Genomic DNA, 25758 nt, shown 5'->3' with positions numbered 1-25758 from the left:
ATGATTATAAAAAAGTTTCAGGCAAATACGGAAGAAGCAGCAGTACAGCAGGCTAGAGATGAATTAGGAAGTAATGCAGTGATCATGAATATTAAAGTGGTGAAGCCGAAAGGGATTTTTGGTCTTTTTAAATCCAGCACCGTAGAGGTTACAGCGGCAGCGGAGGAAAAAGAACCGGTGATACCACAATTGCCGAAAAAACCGGAAACAGTTCAATTAGCAGCCGATGAAGCCGTTAAAGTGCCGGTTTTAGATAAGAAAAAAGAGGACACTTCTGTCATTGAAGAAAGACTAGACAGTCTGCAACAGCTTTTGGAAAAACAGTGGGGAGACAAAACATTTGAAAAGAAAGAACAGCCTAAAGAGAATGTAAAAAGTGAAGAATCCAAAGTTAAAAACGAAAATCTGTCTTTTATCAAATTAATATATGGAGTTATGCTTGAGAATGAAGTTGATGAAAAATATGCCAATCAAATTATTGATGAGACAGAACGCATAATGAAAAGTGATAAAAGTGTAGATTATATTTTATCAAATTTATATCAGAAAATGATTCTAAAGTTTGGTCAGCCAAAAGAAATTGAATTATCAGAGGAAAAACCCAAAGTCGTTTTTTTTGTTGGGCCAACTGGAGTAGGGAAAACTACAACCATTGCAAAATTAGCTTCTAAGTTTAAATTAGAAGATAAGAAAAAGGTTGCATTAATTACAGCAGACACATATCGTATTGCAGCAACTGAGCAGCTTAGGACTTATGCAAATATTTTGGATGCTCCGTTTTCGGTCATTTATTCTTTAGAAGAATTGGAGCAGAATATTGAAAAAGTAAAAGAATATGATTTGGTTTTAGTAGATACAGCGGGTCACTCGCATAGAAATGAAGAACAAAAAGAAAATATTAATCAACTATTACATTGTCTGGGAGAAGAATATGAAAAAGAGACTTACTTAGTATTAAGTGCGACGACGAAGTATAAAGATTTGTTGGAAATAGTAGATTCATATTCCGGATTTACTGATTATAGTATTATATTTACAAAATTAGATGAAACAAGTACTTATGGGAACATCTTGAATATAAAATTATATTCAGGAGTGAGTTTATCTTATATAACAAATGGCCAGAACGTCCCAGATGATTTGGAAGTATTAGATACACAAAGCATTGTGAAGAAGTTGCTGGGAGGTAAATGATTTATGGATCAAGCCGAACAATTAAGAAATATTATCAAATCAAAAAATCAAAAGCCACCCAAAGTAGCAAGAGTAATTACTGTTACTAGTGGAAAAGGCGGAGTAGGAAAATCTAACGTTGCAGTAAATCTCGCAGTTGAGATTCAAAAGCAGGGAAAACGTGTACTAATATTTGATGCAGATTTCGGCTTAGCAAACGTAGAAGTAATGTTTGGAGCAATTCCGCAATATACCTTAAGTGATTTAATTTTCCAAGGAAAAGAAATAAAAGATATCATAACACCCGGGCCATTAGAAATTGGATTTATTTCAGGTGGTTCAGGGATTGCAGGATTGAATAACCTTAATAAAGATGAAATATCATATATAATTCGGAATATGGCAGAATTAGATTCTTTAGCAGATGTTATAATTATTGATACAGGTGCAGGAATCTCGGACAGCGTATTAGAATTTGTCGTATATAGTTCAGAAGTTTTGTTGGTAACGACACCAGAACCGACTTCTTTAACCGATTCTTATTCGTTATTAAAAGCATTACACAGGAATCCTAATTTTCGACAGGAAGAGACTAAAATCAGAGTGATATCAAATAAAGTTTCTACTGTTCAAGAGGGACATGCACTTTATAAAAAATTAAATACAGTAACGAATCGTTTTTTGAACATGGAAATTGATTTTTTGGGTATGATACCACAAGATAAAAAAATGGAAGAAGCCGTTATGCAGCAGCAGCCTGTTACTTTGTACATGCCAACATCTAAATCAGCAGTTGCATTTCAAGAGATAGCAGTAAGTTTGTTAAATCATAAACAGATTTTTTATCAAGACTTAAACGGAATCAAACAGTTGCTTTCTAAAATTATAAATAAATAAAACTAGGAGGTGATGAAATTGATTTCTAATGTACTATCCATAGGCGATAAAGTAGAAATAAGGCTTTTAAATGATAAAGAACATGGAGAGAAGCTGGGGGATAGCACCCGCATTTTTAAAAGTCAGATTCAGGATATTACAGAAGATGATATAAAAATGGCACTGCCCATTGAACAAGGAAAGATAATATTGTTACCGGTCAGATTACGATATGAATTTTATTTTTATACAAAATCAGGTCTGTATCGGTGTGAAGGTGAGATTCAAAACCGTTATAGAGCAAATAAAATCTATATGGCTTCTGTTGTAGTTAAATCAAAGCTTATTAGATATCAAAGAAGAGAGTTTTATCGATTACCTTGTTTATTAGATATGAATTATAAAATAATTGACAAAGAAAAAGCCATAATATTTGCAGACAGTACTATTCAGTATAAGAGTGAATATTTATCATCAGATGAAATATTTAAGGGGATAGTTGTAGATATTAGTGGGGGAGGTTTAAGATTTATAAGTGGAGACAAAATAGAAGCTGGAGCCTATATATGTTTTATGTTACAAATAGAGTTAAATAGTCAAACAAAGAACCTGTATGAAATCGGTGAAGTTATTTCATCGGACAGAATGATGCCAGAGAAGGAGCGCAAGTATGAGCATCGGATCCGTTTCGTATACTTAAATAAAAAAGAGCAAGAGTTGATTATCCGATATGTATTTGAAACTGAGCGTAAAAAGGTGAATAAAAAAAGGGACTGATTATATGAAGAAAAAAATTCTAATTATAGATGACTCTGCACTTATGAGAAGGCTGGTTTGTGATATAATAAATGCAGATGGTAGATTTCAAGCCGATGATTATTGCAAGGATGGAAAGGCTGGCTATGAAACCCTATTAAAAACTCAATATGATGCAGTGATTTTAGATGTGAACATGCCGATTATGTCAGGGCTTGAACTTCTTCAAAAATTGAAAGACGAAAATATTCATGTGAATATCATTATGGTCAGTTCAACCATGAACCCAGGTTCAGAAGAAGTAATAAAAGCTACTCAATTAGGAGTTTTTGATTATATTTTAAAACCTTCTAACTTTGTAGAAGCCCGTGGAGAAGTTTTCCGAAACAAAATTCTTGATTCTTTAGCAAAAGCTACGTATACAGATGAAAAAATATCTTCTATTGCCCAAGTAATAGAACCTCAAGTAGAGAAAAAGGAAAAAGAAGTCAAGGAACGCAGGCCTGATAAAACTATTACGGATCAAAGAACGACAGGAGTCTATAGAGTCAAGGAAAGAGTAATAGGTAACAAGTTAATTGCGCTTGCATGTTCCACAGGAGGTCCCAAAGCACTTCACTCAATCATACCGTATTTATCTAAACACATTGACGCACCTGTTGTATTAGTTCAGCATATGCCAGTAGGATTTACAAATTTATTAGCAGAAAGATTGAACAAGGTAAGCATGGTAGAGGTGAAAGAGGCAGAAGATGGAGAACTTATCAAGAATGGACATGTATATATTGCTCCGGGAGGCTTTCATATCAGAGTAATTCCCGGAAGTGGAAATACACATAAAATCAGACTCAGTCAAGAACCTCCACAAGGGGGATTAAGACCATATGCAAACTTTATGTATGAGTCATTAGAGGATTGCAATTATGATGAAATTACCTGTGTTGTTTTAACAGGTATGGGAGCTGATGGAACAAAAGGTATCGCGCATCTTAAAGAGAAAAAAAATGTTTATGTTATTGTACAAAACAAAGAAACATGCGCAGTTTATGGAATGCCCAAAGCGATCGTAGATGCAGGTCTACAGGATGAAATAGTTCCATTAGGCGATGTTTATCAATCAATTACAAAGAACGTGGGGGTAAGATGACATGGATGTAAGCCAATATTTAGAAATTTTTCTTGATGAAACGAAAGAACATTTACAAACTTTAAACGAAAGTCTGCTTATATTAGAAAAAGAACCGGAAAATAAAGACACAATTAATGAGATTTTCAGAGCAGCACATTCCTTAAAAGGTATGGCTGGAACTATGGGTTACAAGCGGATGCAGAAGTTGACTCATGATATGGAAAATGTGTTCCAGGGAATTCGTAATGATAAAATGAAAGTATCTGCAAAACTTGTGGATGTTTTGTTTCAGTGTTTAGATGCTTTAGAAGAGTATCTTGAAATGATTCAAAATACCGCAGATGAAGGTACGAATGAGAATGAAGCGATCATTAAACAACTTACTGAAATTTTAAATGAAGAAAGTGATACCGAAAAAACGAAAACAAGTGTAGACAATAAAGAAGAAACGTCTAATGAAAACGAAAAAAAATTCCTCGATATTGTTTTTACAGAGAAAGAAAAGAAAAGAGCACAGGATATTATGGCATCTGGTCAAAAGCTCTATGGTGTCACAGTATTTATTCAGGATACTTGTTTATTAAAGGCTGCTAGAGCATTTATTGTTTTTAAAGCAGTAGAGGAGTATGGGAGCATTATAAAATTTGAACCGGGTGCACAAGAAATTGAAGATGAGAATTTCGATTTGGATTTTAGTTTTGTTCTGGTTTCAGAAGAGCCTTTAGAAAAAATAAAAGCAACAATAAATGATGTATCAGAAATAGATAAAATATTCTGTGAAGAAATGACTGAAATAAAAGAAGAGGCAGAGGACGTGATTTTGGCGCAGGAGATTGTAGAAGAGAATAACAATTCTGTTTCAAATAATACAAATAATGTAATAAAAGGAACGAATGAAAAATCAAATGTAAACCAACCTGTGAAACAAAACGTTAATAAACCGGTTGTAAACCGAACAGTTCGTGTTGATATTGAGAAACTGGATGCTTTAATGAATCAAGTAAGTGAGCTGATCATCGCGAAGAATAGTTTAGTATCTATCAGTTCAGCAGAGAGTACCGGCCTGCAGGAGCAAGGGTTCCATGAGCAGATTGAATATTTAGAACGAATCACAACGAATCTTCATGAATCTGTTATGAAAGTAAGAATGGTTCCAATCGAAAGTGTAGTGAACAGATTCCCAAGAATGATTCGTGATTTATCCAAAAAACTGGATAAAAAAATGGAACTATATATGACAGGAGAAGATACAGAACTTGATAGAACTGTTATAGATGAAATTGGTGATCCATTACAACATTTACTTAGAAATTCAGCTGATCACGGGCTTGAGTCAAAAGCAATCAGAAAAGAAAGAGGAAAGCCGGAGCAGGGATCTATATTCTTAGATGCTTATCAGGAAGGAAATAACGTTATTATTGAAGTAAGCGATGATGGTAATGGTATTGATGTTGAAAGTATTAAGAAAAAAGGGATTGATCGTGGAATTATCACACCTGAACAGGCTGAAACTATGGAAAATAGAGAAATTATTGATTTATTATTCCTTCCGAGTTTTTCCATGGCGCAGAAAATTACAGATGTTTCAGGACGTGGTGTTGGACTGGATGTTGTAAAATCGAAAATTGCTGCCTTGGGTGGAGATGTTGAAGTTAAGAGTAAGTTAGGAGAAGGAAGTAAATTTACTATCCGCCTTCCATTAACACTCGCAATTATCCAGGCATTAATGGTTGAAGTCAGAGAAGAGAAATATGCAATTGCATTAGGTTCCATTCAGACAATTGAAGATATTTTGGTACAGGATATTAAGTATGTACAGGCAAAAGAAGTAATCCATATCCGTGGCACAGTAATACCAGTGATCCGTTTAGACAAAATACTTGATATTGAACCAAGAGAACAGGAACCTGAAAGTTTGACAGTGGTTATTGTTCAAAAGGGTGATAAGCAAGCCGGTCTGGTTGTAGATAATTTGATTGGACAACAAGAAATAGTAATTAAATCATTAGGCAAGTATATTGAAAATAATCGTATTATCAGCGGTGCTACGATTCTAGGTGATGGTGAAGTTGCCTTAATTGTTGATGTTAATTCATTGATATAGCAGGAGGTGTTGAACATGGATAATAATCAAATCTCACAGGTAGACGCAAATAAAAAGCAATATATTGTAGTATCTATTGGGAATGAACAATATGGTATTGATATTCATTATGTAGATAATATTGTCAGAATGCAGAAAATAACAAGAGTACCCAAAGCACAGGCTTATTTTAAGGGAATTATCAATTTACGAGGAGAAGTAGTCCCTGTTATGAGTATTCGTTTAAAAATGGATCTTCCGGATGATGAATTCACGAATGCAACAAGAATTATTATATTAAAAATTGAACAACATGGTGTACTTGGAATTATTGTAGATGAAGTAAAAGAAGTTGTTACGTTAAGCTCTAACGAAATAGATAAGATGACAAATGATGTAAAAGATGGAAAAAATTCATTTATAAATGGAATTGGAAAACATGATGGTCAATTAATTTCATTACTTGAGCTAAATAGTATTATTTCAGAAAAAGAGGTTGTTTAATTAACAGATTTTTAGTGCAGAGTATGTGAACCTATGGAGGAAGCATATGACAAAATTTAATTTTGAGCAAGTCAACGATTTATATATTGATGTATTAAAAGAAATTGGAAACATCGGCGCCGGAAATGCTACCACATCTCTGGCGAAGATGTTAGGTATTAAAATTAATATGAGCGTTCCTAATGTACAGCTTTTATCGATTCAAGAATTGACCACGGCTCTTGGCAATGAAGAAGATACGATCGTCGGGATTTTCTTGGAATTAGAGAAAGATGTAAATGGAAGTATGATGTTCTTATTGGATTTGAAATCAGCGCATTATTTGGCAAATCATTTACAGGGAAAGCCAATCGATAATGAAGCAGATTTTGATGATATGGATATATCGGCAATGAAAGAAATAGGAAACATCATTGCAGGATCTTACCTATCGGCAATATCAACTATGACACAATTAGTTATTACTTCATCAATCCCTTATTTGACCATTGATATGGCAGCAGCAATATTAAGTGTACCTGCGATACAATTTGGACAGGTCGGAGATAATGCGTTGTTAATTGAAACTACTTTTGGGAATGATACCACATTAAGTGGATATTTTATCTTACTTCCTGGTTTGGATTCCTATGATAAAATATTAACATCTCTTGGTATTGAACTATAGGAGGAAACACTGATGGGTCAAATCATAAAGGTAGGCATGGCTGATTTTAAGGTTGGCAGAGGTCCGGACATTGTTACAACTTTGGGGTTAGGATCATGTGTAGGGATAGCACTTTATGATCCGGTGACTAAAATAGGTGGCTTGGTACACATTATGTTGCCAGACAGTACTAAAATTAGACATAATTCTAATAAAGCAAAATTTGCAGATACAGGTATTCATCAATTAATTGATGAAATGAAAAAACTGGGTGCCGGTGAAAGCCGCTTGGTTGCAAAATTAGCAGGTGGTGCTCAAATGTTTGAATTTAATGTTACAAATGAAATTGGAAATATTGGTCAAAGAAACGTAGTAGCGTCCAAAGAGATTTTAGGAAAGTGCAATATACGGATATTAGCAGAGGATACAGGTCTCAATTATGGACGAACAGTAGAACTATATTGTGATACCGGAGATTTTCTGATTAAGTCAGTAGGGAAACCTATTAAAACATTATAAAATATAATGGAGATGACAAATGAATACAAAATCAATTCCAGCTATCATTTCATTATTGGCGGGTCTGGTGACTTGTGTTGTTATGTTTCAACAAAAATATACCGATGTAAATGGTATGAAGACTTTATTTATGGTATTAATTATTTTTTATGGAGCCGGTCTAATTTTACAATTTATGTTGAATAAAGTATTTAATCCTGCCCCAAAAAAGGAAGATAAACAAGAGATGGACCCAGATGAAACAAGTATCCAGAATAATGAAAGGATAGAAGAAGTAAAAACGGAAGAAATGAACTAAAATTTACAGAGAAAAGAGGGGATAGGCAATGAACGAGACAGAGAAGAGGAAGCTATGGAATGACTATAGTAAATATAGAACGCCGGAACTTCGAGAGAAGATTATTCTTGAATATGCCCCTCTTGTTAAAATCGTAGCTGGCAGGCTCAGCATGTATTTGGGACAGAATGTAGAATACGATGATTTGGTCAGTTACGGGATATTTGGCCTGATTGATGCGATTGATAAATTTGATCTCGATAAGACAGTAAAATTTGAGACATATGCAAGTTTGAGAATCCGTGGATCCATTTTAGACCAGATCCGCAAAATGGACTGGATACCGAGAACAGTAAGAAAAAGACAAAAGCAGATTGATGCAGCCATGAAGGAAATAGAAGCTAGAAACGGAAAAGCTGCAACCGATGAAGAAGTAGCCATCCAATTGGGAATACCAATGGATGAGCTGCTTAATTGGCAATCTCAGCTAAAAATCACTCATATAATTTCCTTAAATGAGTTTGTTGAACAGGGCAGTGAACCGGTTATGGATTCCACTTATAATACACATTTTGAGACACCAGAGAAAGTAGTCGAGAAAAGTGAATTAAAAGATATTTTAGAGAAATCATTAAATAATCTGTCAGAGAAAGAATGCAAAGTGATTCAATTATATTATTATGAAGAACTGACATTAAAGGAAATTAGTAAAATATTAGAAGTATCAGAATCTAGAATATCACAATTGCATACGAGAGCGCTGCAAAAGATGAAAAAGAGTATGGGCACTTATATGGATATTCTTGTAAATAGGTAGGAGGAAGAGTTATGGAACCAAGAAATGGATATTTCCAACTGCATATTGAAGAAGGGAAAGGAACATTTTTGAGAGTTTACCCGCCAAAAGGAGGGGGAGAACAAGTTAAAGTAGCGGAAGTCATGGAATATTTGACACGAAGGCATTATGAAAATGTAGATCAGCTTAAGATGAGCAAGGCATTAAAGACAATGCCCGAAGGTGCTTTTCAAATGAAATTGAGTGAAGAGGCCAAGTATCATGAAAATGAATCTGTAGTTTTAAATATGACACCAGATAAAATGAAAATTTATGGGAGATTTTATCCGCCTTCAAATATGGGGCAGCAATTAACGGTGAAAGATATTGTTGATGAGTTAATTTTTAATAAGGTACAGGTAGGAATCAACCAAGAAGAAATTCAGAAATTTATAAGTGACAGACATTATTGTAAAGATTATATATTAGCTGTTGGTCAAGAACCTGTTCAAGGCAGTGATGCCCAAATCGAATATTTTTTTGAAACAAATCTTAATGCAAAACCCAAACAAAATGAAGATGGTACTGTAGATTATCATAGTTTGGATATGATCAATCATGTAAGGCAGGGGCAATTGCTTGCACGTCTTACAAAAGAGGTACCAAGTATACCCGGCTCTGATGTTATGGGAAATGTAATCAAAGCCAGAGAAGTTAAAAAACTCAAATTAAATTATGGGAAAAATATTACTTTATCTGAAGATGGGATGGAACTGTTTTCTGATGTGACCGGGCATGTTAATTTAATAGCGGGAAAAGTATTTGTTTCCGATGTTTTTGAAGTTTCAGCAGATGTTGATGCTTCTACAGGTGATATTCACTATAATGGGAATGTATTAGTAAAAGGAAATGTCCAAAATGGATTCCGCGTAGAGGCTGAAGGCGATATCGTAATTGAAGGTATCGTAGAAGGCGCAACGGTAATAGCTGGCGGTAATATCATTTTAAAAAGAGGAATGAATGGAATGGGAAAGGGACTTCTTCGTTCCGAAGGAAATATTGTTTCCAAATTTTTAGAGAACTGTACAGTGGAAGCAGGAGGTTATATCGAAACTGATTGTATTCTACAATGTAAAGTGACAGCCAGAGATGAAATCAATGTAGTAGGAAAGAAAGGATTCGTAGTAGGCGGAAATGTGAAAGCCGGAAAAAATATTGCTGCTAAGATCATGGGTTCTCATATGGGCGCCATGACGATACTTGAGGTAGGAATAGATCCGAAGAAAAGAGAAGAGTATTATAAGTTAAAAGAAGGTATTAAACAAATGAGAAAAAAGTTAGACATAATGAAGCCTAGCATAGTAGACTTTAGTAAGCGTTTAAAAGAAGGAGAACAATTTTCAGCAGACCGAATAAAACATTTACAAACTTTATCTCAGCATTATAAGGAATTAAAGGAAAAAATCGAAATAGATTCACAACGAGTAGAGATGTTTGAACAGCAGTTAATGGAGAATGAATCAGTAGCGATTAAAGTAGGTCAAATCATATACCCTGGAGTAAAGATCGTTATTGGTGAGGAATCCTTCTATGTGAAAGATCCAATGAAAACTTGTAAATTTGTGAAAGAGGATGGAGAAATAAAATCTACAGCTTACTAATTTAAATTATGGAAAGGTGTGAGTACAATGTCAATTATAAGACCGGTTGATATGAATGGAATGATTTCCAGAAGTCAGGATGTTACGACTTTTAAACAGAATCAGGATAATAAAGGAATCATAGACCAGAATAACTTCCAACAGGAATTTAAAAAAGAAATTCAGCATCATATGAAGAAAGTAAATGATCCTGAAAAAGGACAGGAAGAATACAAATATGGTGAAAAGAAGGAAGGGAATGGTGCTGCTCACTCTAAAAACTATAATAAGAAAAAAGAAGACAAAAAAGAAGACAAAAAAGATAACAAAAAAGAAAGAGTTTCCTTGAAAGGAAATTCAAGTTTCGATATAAGAATATAAGGTAGGGGACATAATAATGACAGCGTTAGAAATTGGTTTATTAATTGCTGGGTTTGCAATGCTTATTGGAAGCTTTTTTATAGTTGATAAATTCTCATCCGGTGAACTTGAAAGAATTTCAAAAATGAGTTCAATAGAAATAGAAAAAATAACAGAAAAAGAAATGGAAAAAGCGAAAGAACGGATGGAAGAAACGTTTCAAGAATGCTTTGAAGAGGTTGAAGAGAGAGCACAAAGAGAATTTGAAAAAATTTCAAATGAAAAAATTATGGCAGTCAGTGAGTATTCAGAGACCGTATTAGAAGAAATTAATAAAAGTCATAAAGAAGTTGTATTTTTGTATAGTATGCTTTCTGACAAACAGGATGAAGTAAAGGAACTTATTTCAAATCAAGTAAGAAGTGAAAAAGTACAAGCGAAACAAGCTGAATCACTTATTCAAGAAATAGGAAGGCAGTCGATAGAATCGGAACCTGAAATTGATATGGAAGAAGAAATCATTAATTACAATCAACGTATATTAAATCTCCACCAGGATGGTAAATCTCCGGTGGAAATTGCACGAGAATTAGGATTAGGGATCGGCGAAGTAAAATTAGTCATTGATCTATTTAAAGGAGAAAAATAATGAAGCTAAGGTATTATTTAAGAGGACTTGGCGTCGGAGTTATTATAACCACCATTATTTTATCAATTTCATTATATGGAAGAAATAAGTCCTTGACAGATAAAGAAATCATAGAAAGAGCAAAAGAGCTTGGGATGGTAGAGCAGGAGAAAAATAAAAATAACCAATCTCAAAAGCTTCAAGATTTAAAAGAAGAACAAGAAAACCAGTCAAAAGAAACAGAGAATAAGAAAAAGCCGGAAAAAAAAGAACAAGACATACCTAAAAATAAAAACGAAAATGTAGAGAAAAAAGATACAACTTCCGAAAAAACAAAAGAAATGATTCAAGTTGATATTACCGGTGGATTAGGCTCTAATGCTATAGCAGAGTTATTATTTAATGCAAAACTTGTGGATGATGCAGTTGCTTTTAACAGTTTTTTAACAAAGAATAATTATGATGAGAAATTAGGAGCCGGTGCATTTAGAATACCTATGGGGGCAACTTATGAAGAAGTTGCTAAAATATTGATTGAAAAGTAAGAAAAGCCTTGCGCTTTTTTTTGCTTTATGATATACTTTTTAAGGCAAAAATCACGTAAGAGGATTTCTAAGCGGGTGCCGGAAGGTTGTTTAGAAAGAAGAGTCTTACGGAAGAAACAATGAACCAAATGGAGGAAAAAACATGGGAATTATTTCAATGAAACAACTACTAGAAGCTGGTGTACACTTTGGACACCAAACAAGAAGATGGAATCCAAAAATGGCAGAGTACATCTACACAGAAAGAAATGGAATCTATATTATCGATTTACAAAAATCTGTAGGTAAAGTAGATGAAGCTTACAAAGCGATTTTTGATGTAGTTGCAGATGGTGGTACAATTCTTTTCGTAGGTACTAAAAAGCAAGCACAGGATGCTATCAAAGCAGAAGCAGAACGTTGTGGTATGTTCTACGTAAATGAAAGATGGTTAGGTGGTATGCTTACTAACTTTAAGACGATACAGAGCAGAATAGCACGTTTAAAAGAAATTGAAAGAATGGAAGAAGAAGGTACTTTTGCAGTTCTTCCCAAAAAAGAAGTTATTGAGTTAAAGAAAGAACAAGAAAAATTAGAGAAAAATCTTGGTGGAATCAAGAATATGAAAAAAGTTCCGGATGCTATTTTCGTAGTAGATCCTAAGAAAGAAAGAATTTGTATCCAAGAAGCTCATACACTAGGTATCCCACTAATTGGTATCGCAGATACAAACTGTGATCCGGAAGAATTAAATTATGTAATTCCAGGAAATGATGATGCAATTAGAGCAGTAAAATTAATCGTATCAAAAATGGCTGATGCAGTAATTGAAGCAAATCAGGGAGCATCTATTGATAATGAAGAAGTAGAAGTTGCTGAAGAAGCAGTTGAAGCAGTAGAAGCTTAAGGAATATAAAACTGGGACAGACACTGATAAGGGCCTGTCCCTTATATTAGATAGAATCTTATAAATAATAGGAGGTAATATAAATGGCTATTACAGCAGCTATGGTAAAAGAATTAAGAGAATTGTCCGGTGCAGGTATGATGGATTGTAAGAAAGCTCTTACTGAAACCGATGGAAATATGGAAGCGGCAATTGAATTTTTAAGAGAAAAAGGTTTAGCAACTGCACAAAAGAAGGCTGGCAGAGTTGCAGCTGAAGGTCTTGTTGCAGCGGTATTATCTGCTGATGAAAAGAAAGCAGTTGTTGTAGAAGTGAATGCAGAAACAGACTTTGTTGCAAAAAATGAGAAATTCCAAAAATTTGTACAACAGGTTGCAGATCAGGCTTTAAATACTACAGCATCAGATATTGAAGCTTTTTTAGCTGAAGCATGGAGTTTAGATTCTTCAAAGACTGTGAACGAAGAGCTGGCATCACAAATTGCAGTAATTGGTGAAAACATGAATATTAGAAGATTCCAACAAGTGGAAGAAACAAATGGTTTCGTAGCTTCTTACATTCATGCTGGTGGAAAAATCGGTGTTCTGGTAGATGTTGAAACAGATGTTATCAATGATAATATTAAAGAAATGGCTAGAAATATTGCTATGCAGGTAGCAGCTATCAAACCTATTTATACAAGCAGAGATGAAGTTGATTCTTCTTACATTGAAAAAGAAAAAGAAATTTTAACTGCTCAAGCAAAAAATGAAAAACCGGATGCTAATGATAAAATTATCAGTGGCATGGTTATGGGACGTATCAATAAAGAATTGAAAGAAATCTGTCTTTTGGATCAAGTATATGTGAAAGCCGAAGATGGAAAACAAGTAGTTCAAAAATATGTGGATGAAGTAGCGAAAGCGAATGGTGCTAAAATTGCGATTAAGTCTTTTGTACGTTTTGAAACTGGTGAAGGTATTGAAAAGAAAGAAGAAGATTTCGCAGCGGAAGTTGCTAAACAGATGGCTGGGAATTAAGGAGTTTTCTTTTAAATAATATGAAATTTGTTTAGATTAGTTTAAGGACATATGAGTGTATTATTTTGCTCGTGTGTCCTTTTATTGATGTGATAAATTCATATTTGGAAATATATAAAATGGATAAGTAAAATGCTAATTGTAGTTTTTGAAAATATTCCTAAAATGGTCTTCTGCAAACTCTATTATGCCAAACATTTCAATGAGCCTTTGAAAGCGAAACTGATATCAGGATAGCCTTCTATCAGTTTTAAGTCTCATTTCCATGGCCTAAGAAGAGTTTGCAGAAGACCATTTTAGGAATATTTAGGGGAGGTTACATGTAATTTAACAAAATTCAAATTAGAAAGATAAAAGATATTAAGTTCTACAACTAATCTATATATGTAAATGGCTTGAAACATATAAGTAGATATCAAGGTTATAAGTGTTTTAAAGATATTGATTTTTATAATAAATATTATAAAGAGAATAATGATTTTTATAAGAATTGGATTTTTGATAAAATAGTAGTAGGGGGTAAGGAGTGTTTAATACTACGTATTATGAAAAACAATAGAAATGATGATATTTCTTATGCATATCGTTTTTTAGAAAAAATTATAAAAAAGTACAATTTGTAAATGAGTCATAAATTAAGAGTCGAGAGCCGGCTCTTTTTTGCTGTTAAAATTTTTTGTCAATAAAAACTCTAATAAGACAGAAATACTATCTGGAAATTATTAGTAATTTCAGATACAATTAAGTTAATAGAAAAAATATGAGATAATGGAGGTGCGAATTTGTGTCAATGCAAAATATTTATGATAATGAAACTTTTTTTGAAGAATATAAGATGCTTCGGGAACGTGATGGAAATGCAAATATTTTGGTGGAAAAACCGGCATTATTTTCATTGGTGCCTGAGTTGAATGGTAAGGATGTATTGGATTTAGGGTGTGGTTATGGAGAAAATTGTCTGGAGTTTGTTAGAAGAGGGGCAAAAATTGTTGTGGGAATTGATATATCTGATAAAATGCTACAGATTGCAAAAAAGGAGAATTTAGGAGAAAAAGTGGAGTATATTCATATGTGTATGGAAGATATCTTGCATTTAAATAGGAAATTTGATTGTATTTTCAGCTCTTTGGCAGTTCATTATGTGAAAGATTTTGAAAAGCTGATTAAGGATATTTATCAGTTGCTAAATCCAGGTGGTTATTTTATTTTTTCACAGGAAAATCCAATGAATACCTGTTTTGCGGATGGAAGTAGATGGACGAAAGACAAGGATGGAAATGTGATATGTGCAAACTTATATCATTATAGTGTAGATGGAGAACGGAGAACTACTTGGTTTGTTGATGGGGTAGTGAAGTATCATAGGACGTTTTCTTCGATAATAAATGTTTTAGTAGATACAGGATTTTGCTTGGATAAATTAATCGAGCCTATTCCGGATGAAAAAATTATGAAGAACTATCCGGAGTATCTGAAGGAGATACATAAGCCTGATTTCTTATTAGTGAAAGCGTATAAAAGGAGTTAAGAGAGATGAAGTTGGAAGAATTGGTCAATAATAATTATATGATTTTAAATCAGAATGATCTTCATATATGGAAATATATATGCACTCATATGCAGGAGTGTTGTACTATTTCTATTGATGATCTGGCAAAAAAATGTAATATCTCTAGAGCAACAATCTCCAGATTTTCACAGAAATTATCATTAACTGGTTTTGGTGAATTTAAAACTAGATTAAAACTAGAATTAGAAGATAAGGATAATATTGATGATAGTACACTGAATGATATTTGTCAACATTATAAAAAAGCGATACAAGGATTTGAACAAAAGGATATGTCTGATATTTGTAAGCTGATTTATAATGCAGATAAATTATTTGTTTGTGCAACAGGTCATATTCAAAATATAGCGGCAAAAGTTTTAAAGAGAAATTTTATGAATATGAATAAATTTTTTGTTACTCTTTATGGGAATAGTGAGACAGAAGTGGTTGTTGATACTGCTACAAGCCAAGATTTAATCATTATTATTTCTTTGTCAGGAGAAAACACGGAGTCGGTTGAACTTGCTAAAAAAGTGAAAAGCAGAAATGTTCCGGTTGTTTCTATATCAAAATTAACTGATAACCCACTCTCAAAAGTTTGTGATTACAATTTGTACATAACATCTGATGCCATTAAATTATCAGATGATAAATCTTATTATACTACGGCCCAGTATTTCATGTTAATAGAATTGCTTTTTATAAAATATATAATGTATTGTAGAAAAACAATGTAGAAGAAACAATATTGTGTGCATGCGTTCGATTTATGTACGAACGTTTTAAAGGTGAACTTCGATTCAAAAGTATTTTAAACCATTGAATGAAAGATAGAAGTTTGATACTGTTTAAGTGCAGAATTATGTATTTTTGGTGTTTTATGTATAAAAAATCATCCTGCAGCTGTAAGGAAAGAAGGAGTCAGTATGTATGAGCAAAAATACGCAACATTGAATAATGGCGTAAAATTACCCATGCTGGGTTTGGGAACATTCAAAATGGAAAGTGGAAAGCAAACAGTGGAAGCGGTCAAGTTTGCATTACAAACAGGGTATAGGCATATTGATACGGCTATGATATATCAAAATGAAGAAAGTGTTGGACAGGGGATACTAGAAAGTGAAATAAGGCGAGAGGATGTATTTATAACAAGTAAAGTCTGGAACGACCAACAAGGTTATGAATCCACTTTAAAAGCTTTCGAAGAATCTTTAAAGCGCTTAAGTACAGAATATTTAGATTTATATTTAATACATTGGCCTCAAAAGATAAGCTGTGAGACTTGGAAAGCCTTAGAGGAGTTATATGAAAAGGGAAAAGTACGAGCCATAGGAGTTTCAAATTTTAAAATAAAGCATCTGGAACAATTGATCCAAAGTGCAAAAATCGTTCCAATGATTAATCAAGTGGAGTTTCACCCGCAATTGGTTCAGGAAGATTTAATGGATTATTGTTCCAAACATAAAATACAAGTAGAAGCATGGAGTCCATTAATGCATGGAAAAGTAATTGAGCTTCCAATCAGTCAGAAATTGTCTGAAAAATATCATAAGTCGATTGCACAAATTGTGTTACGTTGGGAGATACAAATGGGGGTGGTAACCATACCTAAGTCAGTTAATGAAGCAAGAATAAAGGAGAACTTTGATATCTTTCAATTTAAATTAAGCGATGATGATATGAAAAAAATTTCAGACCTGAATACAGGAGTAAGAATTGGACCGGATCCGGATTGGATGTACATGTTTTAGCAACAGTTTAATTTTAAGAGGAACAAATAGGAGGATGAAAGTTATGTTTTCATTATTTAAAAAAGAAAAAGGAAATAAAAATTCAAACAGTGAACTAAAAGCATTTTTAAGTGGTAAGGTAGTCGAAATTGAATCTGTACCGGATGAGGCTTTTTCGAATAAAGTGTTAGGCGATGGACTGGCGATTATTCCGGCAGATAATGAAGTTAATGAAGTATTGGCTCCTGCAGATGGAGAAGTTACACTGCTTATGCCGGATTCCAACCATGCTTGTGGTTTAAAGCTCATTAATGGATTAGAAATTTTAATACATATAGGAATTGATACCGTAGATATGCGCGGAGATGGATTTGAGGTGCTGGTGAGTCAAGGTCAAAAAGTAAAAGCCGGAGAAAAACTAATTCGTTTTAATACTGAAAAAATTAAGGAAGCTGGTCATCCTACTGTTACAGTACTTGTTGTTACAGATGATACTGGTAAATCTTATAAACTTCAAACAAATGTAGACAGTGTAGCTGGAGAGACGACCATCTTAACACTTGAAGCCTAATAGAGGAATATAAAATCTAATAAAATATTTAGATGAATTAGTTATTGATGCAGCTTCCTATATTCCCTAGGTATTACATTATATTTTTTTTTGAATAACCGGTTAAAATAAGACAGGTTTTCAAATCCTGTTATGGAGGCTATTTCTATAATGGAATTTGTAGAAGTAACTAAAAGGCGGGAAGCCATAGTCAAACGATAATTATTTAGATATTGAGTAAAAGACATTCCCATATGCTTTTTAAAGTACTTCATAAAATAAGATTCACTAAAATTTGAAATATCAGCCATTGTTTTTATAGTGATATGTTGAGAATAATTTATTTCAATATATTTTAGTATCTGTTTTAAAGTATCAAAAGATTTTTTTGCTTTTCTTAAGGTAAATTCGCCTTGATTATTCGTAAATAAAATATAAAAAAATTGAAATAAATATCCTTTCACTGCTAATTGATAAGCAGGAGGCTTAAAACTGCATAAAGAGTCTATAGAATCAATGCAGTTCGAAAGATCTTGGTGATAAGAAAAGGAAGAGTCTATCACCGTTGGGGTGTCATATTTATTTTGTGAGAATGGAAGTATGTAATTTTGAGAACAAAGGTCAATATGTTTTGGGATTAACATTTGAATTTGAAAAATAATATTTTCATATTCCATCGTATATTGTTCCAATTGACTAATAGAATGAAGCTGTCCGGGTCTAATTAATATTATGTTACCGGCTGATACAGGATGAGGGAGTAAATCTACATAGATAATTCCTCGTCCTTTTTTTATCAGGATCAACTCAAATTCATCATGCCAATGAGTGGGAACTTGAGTAAAATCAAGTGGAATGGAACAAAGATAGGTGTTATAAGGAAACGAGGGCTCAACATGAGATTTCGTTTCATGATAATTTTCATATTCAATAATATTCATAGGAGCTCCTTTGATGTATGTAAGTTTTAGCTGTTCTAATGATAGTATTGTATTACTTTTAGATAGTATTTTGCAAGAAAAAAGTAAAAGAGAATATTACAATACAACTAATAATAAGAGTAACGCAAATAGTTTATATTATTATTGAGAAAATTATATAATTAGGAGGAGTATGGAATGAATTTAAAAAATGAACTGGAAAGACTATGTGGTAAGCAGCTAAAGGAATGTAGCAATAAAGAATTATATATTTCTTTGTTAAATATGGTCAAAGATATGGCAAAGGATAAAGTGAGCCGGAAAGGAAAGAAAAAGCTTTATTATATTTCAGCAGAATTTTTAATAGGAAAATTATTATCAAATAATCTTATTAATTTAGGTATTTATGATGAGGTTAAGCAGATTTTAAATGAAAATGGAAAAGATATATGCGAAATTGAAGAGATGGAAGCAGAGCCATCCTTAGGTAATGGAGGACTAGGCAGGTTAGCAGCTTGCTTTTTAGACTCTATTGCAACTTTAGGTCTAAATGGCGATGGTATTGGATTAAATTATCATCTTGGATTATTTAAACAGGTATTTGAAAGTAAATTACAAAAAGAAGAAGCTAATCCGTGGATTGAGGAAAACAGTTGGTTGACAAGGACAGAAATTTCATATCCAATTAAATTTAAAAATTTTACTTTGCAATCAAGATTATATGATATTGAAGTGACAGGATTCAACAATCAGACGAATAAACTGCATCTGTTTGATGTTGAAACAGTTGAAGAAGGGATTGTAGAAGAAGGAATTGATTTTGATAAAGAAGATATCGAGAAGAATTTGACCTTATTCTTATATCCGGATGATAGTGACGAAGAAGGACAGTTATTAAGAATTTATCAGCAATATTTTATGGTAAGTAACGGTGCACGGTTAATTTTGGATGAATGTACAGCGAAAGGAAGTAACCTTTATGATTTATATGATTATGCAGTGATTCAAATCAATGATACACATCCAACTATGATTATTCCTGAATTAATCCGCTTATTAATGGATGAAGGAATTGAAATGGATGATGCCATTGCGATCGTTTCCAAAACATGTGCATATACAAATCATACAATTTTATCAGAGGCATTAGAAAAGTGGCCTGTTAGATATTTGAAAAAGGTAGTACCACATTTACTTCCGATTATTGAAGTGTTAGACAATAAGGTTAGAAGGAAATTTACAGATGAGAATTTATATATAATAGATAAAGATGAGCGAGTACATATGGCTCATATTGATATTCATTATGGATTTAGTGTAAATGGTGTTGCTGCACTTCATACAGACATTTTGAAAGATGAGGAATTAAATCATTTTTATAAAATTTATCCGGAAAAATTTAATAATAAGACAAATGGAATTACTTTTAGAAGATGGCTGATACACTGTAATCCGAGTTTGGCGGAATATATTACTTCTTTGATTGGAGACGGTTATAAAAAAGATGCAGATGAATTGGAAAAATTAGAGGAATTTTTAAAGGACGATGATGTTCTGTCAAAGATTACAATGATTAAGAAACAGAATAAAGAACAGTTGAAAACGTATATCGAGGAGACAGAAGGTATTGTTTTGAATAGTGAAGCAATCTTTGACATACAAATCAAGAGATTACATGAATATAAGAGACAGCAGATGAATGCGTTATATGTAATTCACAAATATCTGGAAATTAAAAGGGGAAAAATCCCAACAACACCAATTACAATAATTTTCGGGGCAAAAGCAGCACCGGCATATACCATTGCAAAAGATATTATTCATCTTATTTTATGTCTACAAGAATTAGTGAATAATGATGTAGATGTAAATAAATATTTACAGGTAGTTATGGTAGAAAATTATAATGTATCAAAAGCGGAAAAGTTAATACCGGCTTGTGATATTTCTGAACAGATTTCTTTAGCATCCAAAGAAGCCAGTGGAACTGGAAATATGAAACTTATGTTAAATGGTGCGGTGACATTAGGAACTATGGATGGAGCCAATGTAGAAATAGAACAATTAGTAGGAACGGATAATATCTATATCTTTGGTGAATCTAGTGAAAAAATTATGAAACATTATAAGAAAGGAGATTATATTTCCAAAAAGTATTATAATAAAAATAAAAGCATTAAGGAGGCGGTAGATTTTATTGTCAGCACACAGATGATCAAGATAGGGAAGAAAGAGAATCTGAAAAGATTATATCAGGAAATCTTAAATAAGGATTGGTTTATGACTCTTATTGACTTTGATTCTTACTGTAAAAAGAAGGAAGAAGCATATAAAGATTATGAGGATAAAAAAGATTGGGCTAAAAAAATGCTGACAAATATAAGTAAAGCAGGATTTTTCTCATCAGATAGAACAATTGAAGAATATAATAGGGATATTTGGAAATTATCATAAGTTTTACATGAATGAAATAATCAATTAAGTGGGCGATTTAGAAAATAGGTATAATGAATAATCAGGGGGGATTGAGATGAATTTATTGAAACTATTTTTAGTAGATGATGAAACCATTATCCTAAAGGGATTATTGGAGACATACGAGTGGGAAAAAATGGGCTTTCAAGTAATTGGCACTGCTACAGATGGCGAAACAGCACTACAATTAATAAAAGATCTTAATCCGGATGTGGTTATTACTGATGTCAAAATGAAACGGATGTGTGGACTTACATTAATTGAAAGAACAAAAGAATACAATCCGGAAATAAAATTTGTTGTAATCAGCGCTTATAAAGATTTTGAATATGCAAAAGTAGCCTGTAAAAGCGGTGCCTTATCTTATCTGGTAAAACCGATTGACGAAGTTGAACTGGATACGATCATGAAAAAAATCTATAATATCTGTATTGAAACTAAAAATAAACAGAAAAATTATGATATCTGGAAAAAAATCCTGTTAGAAGACAGAGAAAATTTTTTAAATCTTATGGTAAGCCGGTATTTGGAAGATGTCATTGAAGAGAAGGAATTAGATGACTTATTTAAAAGTATTTCAAGAGAAGAGGACATACATAATTATTTTACAATTGTTTGTGCAGACATTGACGTTACATATAAAGTAATTAATCAAAGTAATTTTGATATGAAGCGATATATTTTGCATTCACAATTAGAAAAAAGATTACAGGAAAGATATAAGATATGGACCACTAAAAGTATAGAAGGCAGTCAGATTTATATTATAAATCTCGATCATGATCCCAAAATAGAAGAAGTTAAAAAAGTGATAACAGAGGTCAGAAAGGAAATTAACTTTGAAATGATTTCAGCTATATCTAAATGTTATATGGGATTAGAGGGTATGAAAAATGCTTATAAGCAAGTGTTGAAATTATTTGAAGTTGCATGTGAAGCAGGAGCGGGTATGTTGACATCATCTAAAGATATTGATATAAATTTATATAATAATCGATATTCAATTGATATTGAGACCCAAATTTTAGGGGCAATACGAAAAAACGATGAAGAGCAATTGAAAGAAACTTTTAAAAGATTTATTTATATGCTTCCGACCAAAGAATCCAAAGCGAAAACTTATTTGCATAGGTTAGCGGTAAGAATTGAATTTGCATTAGAAGAGTCATATGGAATGACGGATGATATTGCAAACAGTTTCGGTAATTTCTATCAAATGCTGGATAAGTTTTTGTTGGTTAAACTAGTAGATGTTTTTTATCAATTATTAGTTTCAGTTATTAATTTAAGAATATCAATGTCTGAATCTTCTGCGGAAGAATACTTTAAAGATTACATTTATGTTGCGTTGGATTATATACAAGAAAATCTTCATGATGAAACATTGTCAATAACAACTGTTTCAGAACAAATATATTTGAATCCTGTATATTTTGGAAGAGTATTTAAAAATATGCTAAATATGTCATTTAAAAAATACGTACAAAATGCCCGGATCGAAAGAGCGAAAGTACTTATTTTAGAAGAGATAGAAAGTATATCCAACATTTGTACACAAGTGGGAATCCCCAACCCCTCTTATTTTACAAAACTCTTCAAACAATATACCGGCTTTTTACCTAGTGAGTACAAAAGGAGCCAATTGAATGAATGAAAGACATTTAAAAAAGCATTTATACGGAATTCAAAAAAAAGCCCTTTTGTGGCTGACAATCGTTATTAGTGTAGTCTTTCTTGCTATTATTGCAGGGATTGGAACGGTGGTGATACGAAATACTTACCGTTCAATGACTGCACAATATACGTATGTGAATGACAAATTCTTAAATTCTTTTCAAAATGTTTATGAAGAATTGAACCAATTGACATCCAGCTATGTATTAAACGAATATGTTCAGAAATCTTTGTGTAATAAGACACTATCTGCAAAAGACAAGGTCTTGTTGACAAGAACCTTATTCTATATAAATAAAAGTTATATGGACTACTATTTGTGGCTGGATAATAAAGGGAATACTTATGGACAAAAAGATATCCAATTAGATTTGGAAAAATTTTATAATAGCAGACTTTATAAAAATCTGGGTAAAGATTATTCGAAAACGAAATTGTTTTGGGAGAGAGATGTCTTATTTGGAAGCTATGATATGGCTTTGTTTGTGGGAAGATATGTACATCAATTGGATACGATCCATGAACCTGGAATTATATACATAAAGCTTAATAATCAGATTAATATGAAGTTTACTAAAGAGCTTAAAGATAACTCTCTTGTTTATCTGATTCTGGACAACCAAAATCAGATCTGTTATGAACAGGTGCCCGATGGTTTTCAATGGCAGAAAGAGGAAAAGAATAATGTTTTAAATAGAATCATACTAGAATCAAATGATAAGAAGTTGAATCAGGTAGAAAAGCTTCAGTATGGGATATTGTGTCAAGCATATGATAAAGATACAGGTTTTAAAATTATTACATATGTGCCCAAAAGCATTACCTGGAAAGTGATTCAGGAAATTTTATTCATGTTAGGTATCATATTTTTTGTAACTTATTTAATTGGAATTTGTGGAATTATTATATTTTCAAGAAAACTGACAAAGCCAATAAAAAAAATAAATCAATTTATGATTGAATTTGATGATAGTAAATTAAATGATAGAATTTCAATTAAGACAAATACAGAATTAGATACAATAGGGGAATCCTATAATAAGATGATAGAAAAAGTAGGAATCCTACTGGATGATATTAAGATAAAAGAAAGAAAACTTAGAAAGAGCGAAATGGATCTGTTGTTATATCAGATTCGACCTCACTTTTTATACAATACATTGGATACTATATATATGCTCGCCAGGATTCAAAAAGAAGAAACGATCATGAAAATGATACAAGCTCTTTCAAAATTTTTAAGGATAAATTTGAATAATGGAAGGGATGAAATTACTGTTTCCAAAGAATTAGAACATGTCAGTGCTTATTTAGAGATACAAAAAATAAGAAATAATGATTTATTTGAGTATTATATTGATTGCAAAGAAAACCTAAAAGAATGCGTCATTATTAAGATGATTTTACAACCAATTGTTGAGAATTGTATTAAATATGGATTTCAAGATTTAGAAGAGGGAGGTGAAATTCATATCTGTGTTTACGAGGATGAAGATAATCTTATCATGTCAGTCGAGAATAACGGAAGTACAATGGAAGAACAAAGTTATAGGTTATTGAATCAATTAGAAAGAGTTCCGATAGATGAAATTGGCTTGGTCATGCCAAAAGGTCAAGGTGGTTTTGGGATTATCAATGTAGTGAAACGATTACGATTGAAATATAATAATCAGATTCGTTTTTTTTATATTCCGAAAGATCAAGGAACAGAATGTGTTATAAAAATCAGCAAGGTGTTTATAAATCTGTGGAGACAGGGGGAAGATGGGTGAAGAAGTATAAGATATTATGCATTCTTTGTTGTGTTCTTTTAACTAGTTGTCAGAATACTAGTACGGTAGTAAAACCTATAAATGAAGTGATTACGATTCCGGCTGTTTTTTTAGTAAACCCAGAAACGAATCAAAGCATCCATAAAAAAATAGTGGAAGAATTTAATGAAGCGTATAAGGGACAATATTGTGTGGAAGCAGAATGGCTAACTGATACAGAAGCAGGTTATAGAAATAAAATTAAACAATTAAATGCTTTAGATGAGATGCCTGCTATTATTACTGATGTTGGTTTTGATTCAGATTTTAATGAACTTTTAATACAAAAAGAAAGACTTGTAGATTTGAAGCCTTATATTCAAAATTCCAAAGAATGGTTAGGTGCAATGCAGGAGGATATTTTGAAAGCTTGTACGGAAGATGATGGAAGTATATATTTATCATCTTTGGGAAATCCTGTACATTCTTATGCAGGTTTTGTTTATAATAAAGAATTATTAAAAAGGGCTGGAGTTGAACGTTTTCCGAAAACATGGGAAGAGTTTTGGGAGTGTCTGGATAAATTGAAAGAATGTGGGATCACACCTTTAGCATTACACGGTTCAGGTACCTATTGGGTACCGATGTTGATTGCGACCAGCTATATTTCAGGAACTCCCGAAGGAATGAATTTTTTAAAGCAGAAGTTTCCTGATGATTATGCAGGTGATAGTTTTAAACAGATACTGCAAATGCTCAAAAAATTATTTCTTTATACATATGATGATGCTTTAGATATTGAATATGCTCAGGCAGAACAGAGATTTTTAAACAATCAGGCAGCTATCATAGCAAACGGATATTGGATTAATATTCAAATGGATGAACAATCAAAGGAGAAGTTCGGATTTGCAGCATTTCCCCAAAATACATTGATGGTATCTCCAAGAATGTCTGCCTGGGCTGTTACTGCCGGATATGATAAAAAAGTTACAGATGGAGCTGTTAAATTTTTAGAGTTTAGAGTTTTGCGTGACCAAAAGGAAAGTCAGCAATTTTTGGGTAAGCAAAAGAACTCAATTTTTGACTTTGAGTACAAACAGTCTGTGAAAGAAGTAAAAAATATAATACCGAATTATCAAATCAATTGGGAACAGAAAATACAAAATGAATTTTTTACTGAAAATTTACCGTTTTATATTAGAAATGAAGTAAGCGAAGAAAATATATTAGTCATGCTGAATCAGTTAGTAAGTGAGTTAAAGAGCGAAAAATAAAAAGAGGGTTTAA

General features: G+C 32.5%; 25 protein-coding genes. 24 read left to right on the top strand and 1 reads right to left on the bottom strand.

Annotated elements, in window-relative coordinates; all coding sequences use genetic code 11:
- The 20 genes from flhF (at position 1) to DWV06_RS13965 (ending at position 17669) form a co-directional block, all read left to right on the top strand.
- Complete coding sequence (gene flhF / locus DWV06_RS14060; protein WP_115482825.1) at positions 1-1194, top strand: flagellar biosynthesis protein FlhF; 1194 nt, start codon at positions 1-3, stop codon at positions 1192-1194.
- 3 nt (positions 1195-1197) lie between these two features.
- Positions 1198-2070, top strand: a complete 873-nt coding sequence (locus tag DWV06_RS14055; protein WP_115482824.1) for a MinD/ParA family protein — start codon at positions 1198-1200, stop codon at positions 2068-2070.
- Between the two features lie 18 nt (positions 2071-2088).
- Positions 2089-2826, top strand: coding sequence for a flagellar brake protein (locus tag DWV06_RS14050; RefSeq protein ID WP_162300651.1), 738 nt, complete (start codon positions 2089-2091; stop codon positions 2824-2826).
- Between the two features lie 4 nt (positions 2827-2830).
- The gene (cheB, locus tag DWV06_RS14045; RefSeq protein ID WP_115482822.1) at positions 2831-3952 is read left to right on the top strand and encodes a chemotaxis-specific protein-glutamate methyltransferase CheB; all 1122 of its coding nucleotides are present in this window, start codon (positions 2831-2833) and stop codon (positions 3950-3952) included.
- 1 nt (position 3953) lies between these two features.
- Complete coding sequence (locus tag DWV06_RS14040) at positions 3954-6038, top strand: chemotaxis protein CheA (RefSeq protein ID WP_115482821.1); 2085 nt, start codon at positions 3954-3956, stop codon at positions 6036-6038.
- Between the two features lie 15 nt (positions 6039-6053).
- Complete coding sequence (locus DWV06_RS14035; protein WP_115482820.1) at positions 6054-6521, top strand: chemotaxis protein CheW; 468 nt, start codon at positions 6054-6056, stop codon at positions 6519-6521.
- 46 nt (positions 6522-6567) lie between these two features.
- Positions 6568-7188: a chemotaxis protein CheC gene (locus DWV06_RS14030; protein ID WP_115482819.1), complete on the top strand. Its 621-nt coding sequence runs from the start codon at positions 6568-6570 to the stop codon at positions 7186-7188.
- Between the two features lie 12 nt (positions 7189-7200).
- Positions 7201-7686 carry a chemotaxis protein CheD gene (locus DWV06_RS14025; protein WP_115482818.1) on the top strand — a complete coding sequence of 162 codons (486 nt, stop codon included), beginning with the start codon at positions 7201-7203 and terminating at the stop codon, positions 7684-7686.
- 19 nt (positions 7687-7705) lie between these two features.
- The gene (locus tag DWV06_RS14020; RefSeq protein ID WP_115482817.1) at positions 7706-7984 is read left to right on the top strand and encodes a hypothetical protein; all 279 of its coding nucleotides are present in this window, start codon (positions 7706-7708) and stop codon (positions 7982-7984) included.
- Positions 7985-8012: 28 nt separating this feature from the next.
- On the top strand, positions 8013-8780 hold the full coding sequence (locus tag DWV06_RS14015) for a FliA/WhiG family RNA polymerase sigma factor (RefSeq protein ID WP_115482816.1): 768 nt from the start codon (positions 8013-8015) through the stop codon (positions 8778-8780).
- An 11-nt stretch (positions 8781-8791) separates the two neighbouring features.
- A complete protein-coding gene (locus DWV06_RS14010; protein ID WP_115482815.1) occupies positions 8792-10399 on the top strand; it encodes a DUF342 domain-containing protein in 1608 nt (535 codons plus the stop codon).
- Between the two features lie 27 nt (positions 10400-10426).
- The gene (locus tag DWV06_RS18280) at positions 10427-10759 is read left to right on the top strand and encodes a hypothetical protein (protein WP_147289869.1); all 333 of its coding nucleotides are present in this window, start codon (positions 10427-10429) and stop codon (positions 10757-10759) included.
- A gap of 16 nt (positions 10760-10775) precedes the next feature.
- Positions 10776-11387, top strand: coding sequence for a DUF6115 domain-containing protein (locus DWV06_RS14000; protein WP_115482813.1), 612 nt, complete (start codon positions 10776-10778; stop codon positions 11385-11387).
- Entirely contained in the window at positions 11387-11911 is a 525-nt protein-coding gene (locus DWV06_RS13995; protein WP_115482812.1) for a hypothetical protein, read from the top strand. Before DWV06_RS14000 ends, DWV06_RS13995 begins: the two co-directional genes overlap by 1 nt.
- Positions 11912-12053: 142 nt before the next feature.
- Positions 12054-12797: a 30S ribosomal protein S2 gene (gene rpsB, locus DWV06_RS13990; protein ID WP_115482811.1), complete on the top strand. Its 744-nt coding sequence runs from the start codon at positions 12054-12056 to the stop codon at positions 12795-12797.
- Between the two features lie 83 nt (positions 12798-12880).
- A complete protein-coding gene (gene tsf / locus DWV06_RS13985) occupies positions 12881-13816 on the top strand; it encodes a translation elongation factor Ts (RefSeq protein ID WP_115482810.1) in 936 nt (311 codons plus the stop codon).
- 790 nt (positions 13817-14606) lie between these two features.
- Positions 14607-15344 (top strand): class I SAM-dependent methyltransferase, encoded by a 738-nt coding sequence (locus tag DWV06_RS13980; protein WP_235828981.1) that lies wholly within the window; start codon positions 14607-14609, stop codon positions 15342-15344.
- 5 nt (positions 15345-15349) lie between these two features.
- The gene (locus DWV06_RS13975) at positions 15350-16105 is read left to right on the top strand and encodes a MurR/RpiR family transcriptional regulator (RefSeq protein WP_115482808.1); all 756 of its coding nucleotides are present in this window, start codon (positions 15350-15352) and stop codon (positions 16103-16105) included.
- 189 nt (positions 16106-16294) lie between these two features.
- On the top strand, positions 16295-17119 hold the full coding sequence (locus DWV06_RS13970) for an aldo/keto reductase (RefSeq protein ID WP_115482807.1): 825 nt from the start codon (positions 16295-16297) through the stop codon (positions 17117-17119).
- A 43-nt stretch (positions 17120-17162) separates the two neighbouring features.
- Complete coding sequence (locus tag DWV06_RS13965; protein ID WP_115482806.1) at positions 17163-17669, top strand: PTS sugar transporter subunit IIA; 507 nt, start codon at positions 17163-17165, stop codon at positions 17667-17669.
- 41 nt (positions 17670-17710) lie between these two features.
- Here DWV06_RS13965 and DWV06_RS13960 read toward each other — a convergent pair whose 3' ends face one another.
- On the bottom strand, positions 17711-18589 hold the full coding sequence (locus DWV06_RS13960) for an AraC family transcriptional regulator (RefSeq protein ID WP_115482805.1): 879 nt from the start codon (positions 18587-18589) through the stop codon (positions 17711-17713).
- A 177-nt stretch (positions 18590-18766) separates the two neighbouring features.
- On the opposite strand from DWV06_RS13960, the gene DWV06_RS13955 reads away from it, so the two are divergent.
- The 4 genes from DWV06_RS13955 to DWV06_RS13940 all read left to right on the top strand — a co-directional run bounded on the left by DWV06_RS13955 (position 18767) and on the right by DWV06_RS13940 (position 25745).
- Entirely contained in the window at positions 18767-21022 is a 2256-nt protein-coding gene (locus tag DWV06_RS13955; protein ID WP_115482804.1) for a glycogen/starch/alpha-glucan phosphorylase, read from the top strand.
- 76 nt (positions 21023-21098) lie between these two features.
- Positions 21099-22697, top strand: coding sequence for a response regulator (locus tag DWV06_RS13950; protein ID WP_115482803.1), 1599 nt, complete (start codon positions 21099-21101; stop codon positions 22695-22697).
- Positions 22690-24489: a sensor histidine kinase gene (locus tag DWV06_RS13945; protein ID WP_115482802.1), complete on the top strand. Its 1800-nt coding sequence runs from the start codon at positions 22690-22692 to the stop codon at positions 24487-24489. The genes DWV06_RS13950 and DWV06_RS13945 overlap by 8 nt, the downstream gene beginning before the upstream one ends.
- Positions 24486-25745 carry an ABC transporter substrate-binding protein gene (locus DWV06_RS13940; RefSeq protein WP_162300650.1) on the top strand — a complete coding sequence of 420 codons (1260 nt, stop codon included), beginning with the start codon at positions 24486-24488 and terminating at the stop codon, positions 25743-25745. Before DWV06_RS13945 ends, DWV06_RS13940 begins: the two co-directional genes overlap by 4 nt.
- The last annotated feature ends 13 nt before the right edge of the window (positions 25746-25758 follow it).

Origin of the sequence: Anaerosacchariphilus polymeriproducens (genome assembly GCF_003363435.1) — a bacterium.
Lineage (GTDB): Bacteria > Bacillota > Clostridia > Lachnospirales > Lachnospiraceae > Anaerosacchariphilus > Anaerosacchariphilus polymeriproducens.
The sequence above is the reverse complement of the archived record's forward strand: the minus strand, read 5'-3'. Positions and strand labels throughout refer to the sequence as shown.

What these genes read in the sequence shown, in the direction of transcription:
- flhF (WP_115482825.1), top strand. Translation starts at nt 1, where the DNA reads ATGATTATAAAAAAGTTTCAGGCAAATACGGAAGAAGCAGCAGTACAG.
- DWV06_RS14055 (WP_115482824.1), top strand. Translation starts at nt 1,198, where the DNA reads ATGGATCAAGCCGAACAATTAAGAAATATTATCAAATCAAAAAATCAA.
- cheB (WP_115482822.1), top strand. Translation starts at nt 2,831, where the DNA reads ATGAAGAAAAAAATTCTAATTATAGATGACTCTGCACTTATGAGAAGG.
- DWV06_RS14040 (WP_115482821.1), top strand. Translation starts at nt 3,954, where the DNA reads ATGGATGTAAGCCAATATTTAGAAATTTTTCTTGATGAAACGAAAGAA.
- DWV06_RS14035 (WP_115482820.1), top strand. Translation starts at nt 6,054, where the DNA reads ATGGATAATAATCAAATCTCACAGGTAGACGCAAATAAAAAGCAATAT.
- DWV06_RS14030 (WP_115482819.1), top strand. Translation starts at nt 6,568, where the DNA reads ATGACAAAATTTAATTTTGAGCAAGTCAACGATTTATATATTGATGTA.
- DWV06_RS14025 (WP_115482818.1), top strand. Translation starts at nt 7,201, where the DNA reads ATGGGTCAAATCATAAAGGTAGGCATGGCTGATTTTAAGGTTGGCAGA.
- DWV06_RS14020 (WP_115482817.1), top strand. Translation starts at nt 7,706, where the DNA reads ATGAATACAAAATCAATTCCAGCTATCATTTCATTATTGGCGGGTCTG.
- DWV06_RS14015 (WP_115482816.1), top strand. Translation starts at nt 8,013, where the DNA reads ATGAACGAGACAGAGAAGAGGAAGCTATGGAATGACTATAGTAAATAT.
- DWV06_RS14010 (WP_115482815.1), top strand. Translation starts at nt 8,792, where the DNA reads ATGGAACCAAGAAATGGATATTTCCAACTGCATATTGAAGAAGGGAAA.
- DWV06_RS18280 (WP_147289869.1), top strand. Translation starts at nt 10,427, where the DNA reads ATGTCAATTATAAGACCGGTTGATATGAATGGAATGATTTCCAGAAGT.
- DWV06_RS14000 (WP_115482813.1), top strand. Translation starts at nt 10,776, where the DNA reads ATGACAGCGTTAGAAATTGGTTTATTAATTGCTGGGTTTGCAATGCTT.
- DWV06_RS13995 (WP_115482812.1), top strand. Translation starts at nt 11,387, where the DNA reads ATGAAGCTAAGGTATTATTTAAGAGGACTTGGCGTCGGAGTTATTATA.
- rpsB (WP_115482811.1), top strand. Translation starts at nt 12,054, where the DNA reads ATGGGAATTATTTCAATGAAACAACTACTAGAAGCTGGTGTACACTTT.
- tsf (WP_115482810.1), top strand. Translation starts at nt 12,881, where the DNA reads ATGGCTATTACAGCAGCTATGGTAAAAGAATTAAGAGAATTGTCCGGT.
- DWV06_RS13980 (WP_235828981.1), top strand. Translation starts at nt 14,607, where the DNA reads ATGCAAAATATTTATGATAATGAAACTTTTTTTGAAGAATATAAGATG.
- DWV06_RS13975 (WP_115482808.1), top strand. Translation starts at nt 15,350, where the DNA reads ATGAAGTTGGAAGAATTGGTCAATAATAATTATATGATTTTAAATCAG.
- DWV06_RS13970 (WP_115482807.1), top strand. Translation starts at nt 16,295, where the DNA reads ATGTATGAGCAAAAATACGCAACATTGAATAATGGCGTAAAATTACCC.
- DWV06_RS13965 (WP_115482806.1), top strand. Translation starts at nt 17,163, where the DNA reads ATGTTTTCATTATTTAAAAAAGAAAAAGGAAATAAAAATTCAAACAGT.
- DWV06_RS13960 (WP_115482805.1), bottom strand. Translation starts at nt 18,589, where the DNA reads ATGAATATTATTGAATATGAAAATTATCATGAAACGAAATCTCATGTT.
- DWV06_RS13955 (WP_115482804.1), top strand. Translation starts at nt 18,767, where the DNA reads ATGAATTTAAAAAATGAACTGGAAAGACTATGTGGTAAGCAGCTAAAG.
- DWV06_RS13950 (WP_115482803.1), top strand. Translation starts at nt 21,099, where the DNA reads ATGAATTTATTGAAACTATTTTTAGTAGATGATGAAACCATTATCCTA.
- DWV06_RS13945 (WP_115482802.1), top strand. Translation starts at nt 22,690, where the DNA reads ATGAATGAAAGACATTTAAAAAAGCATTTATACGGAATTCAAAAAAAA.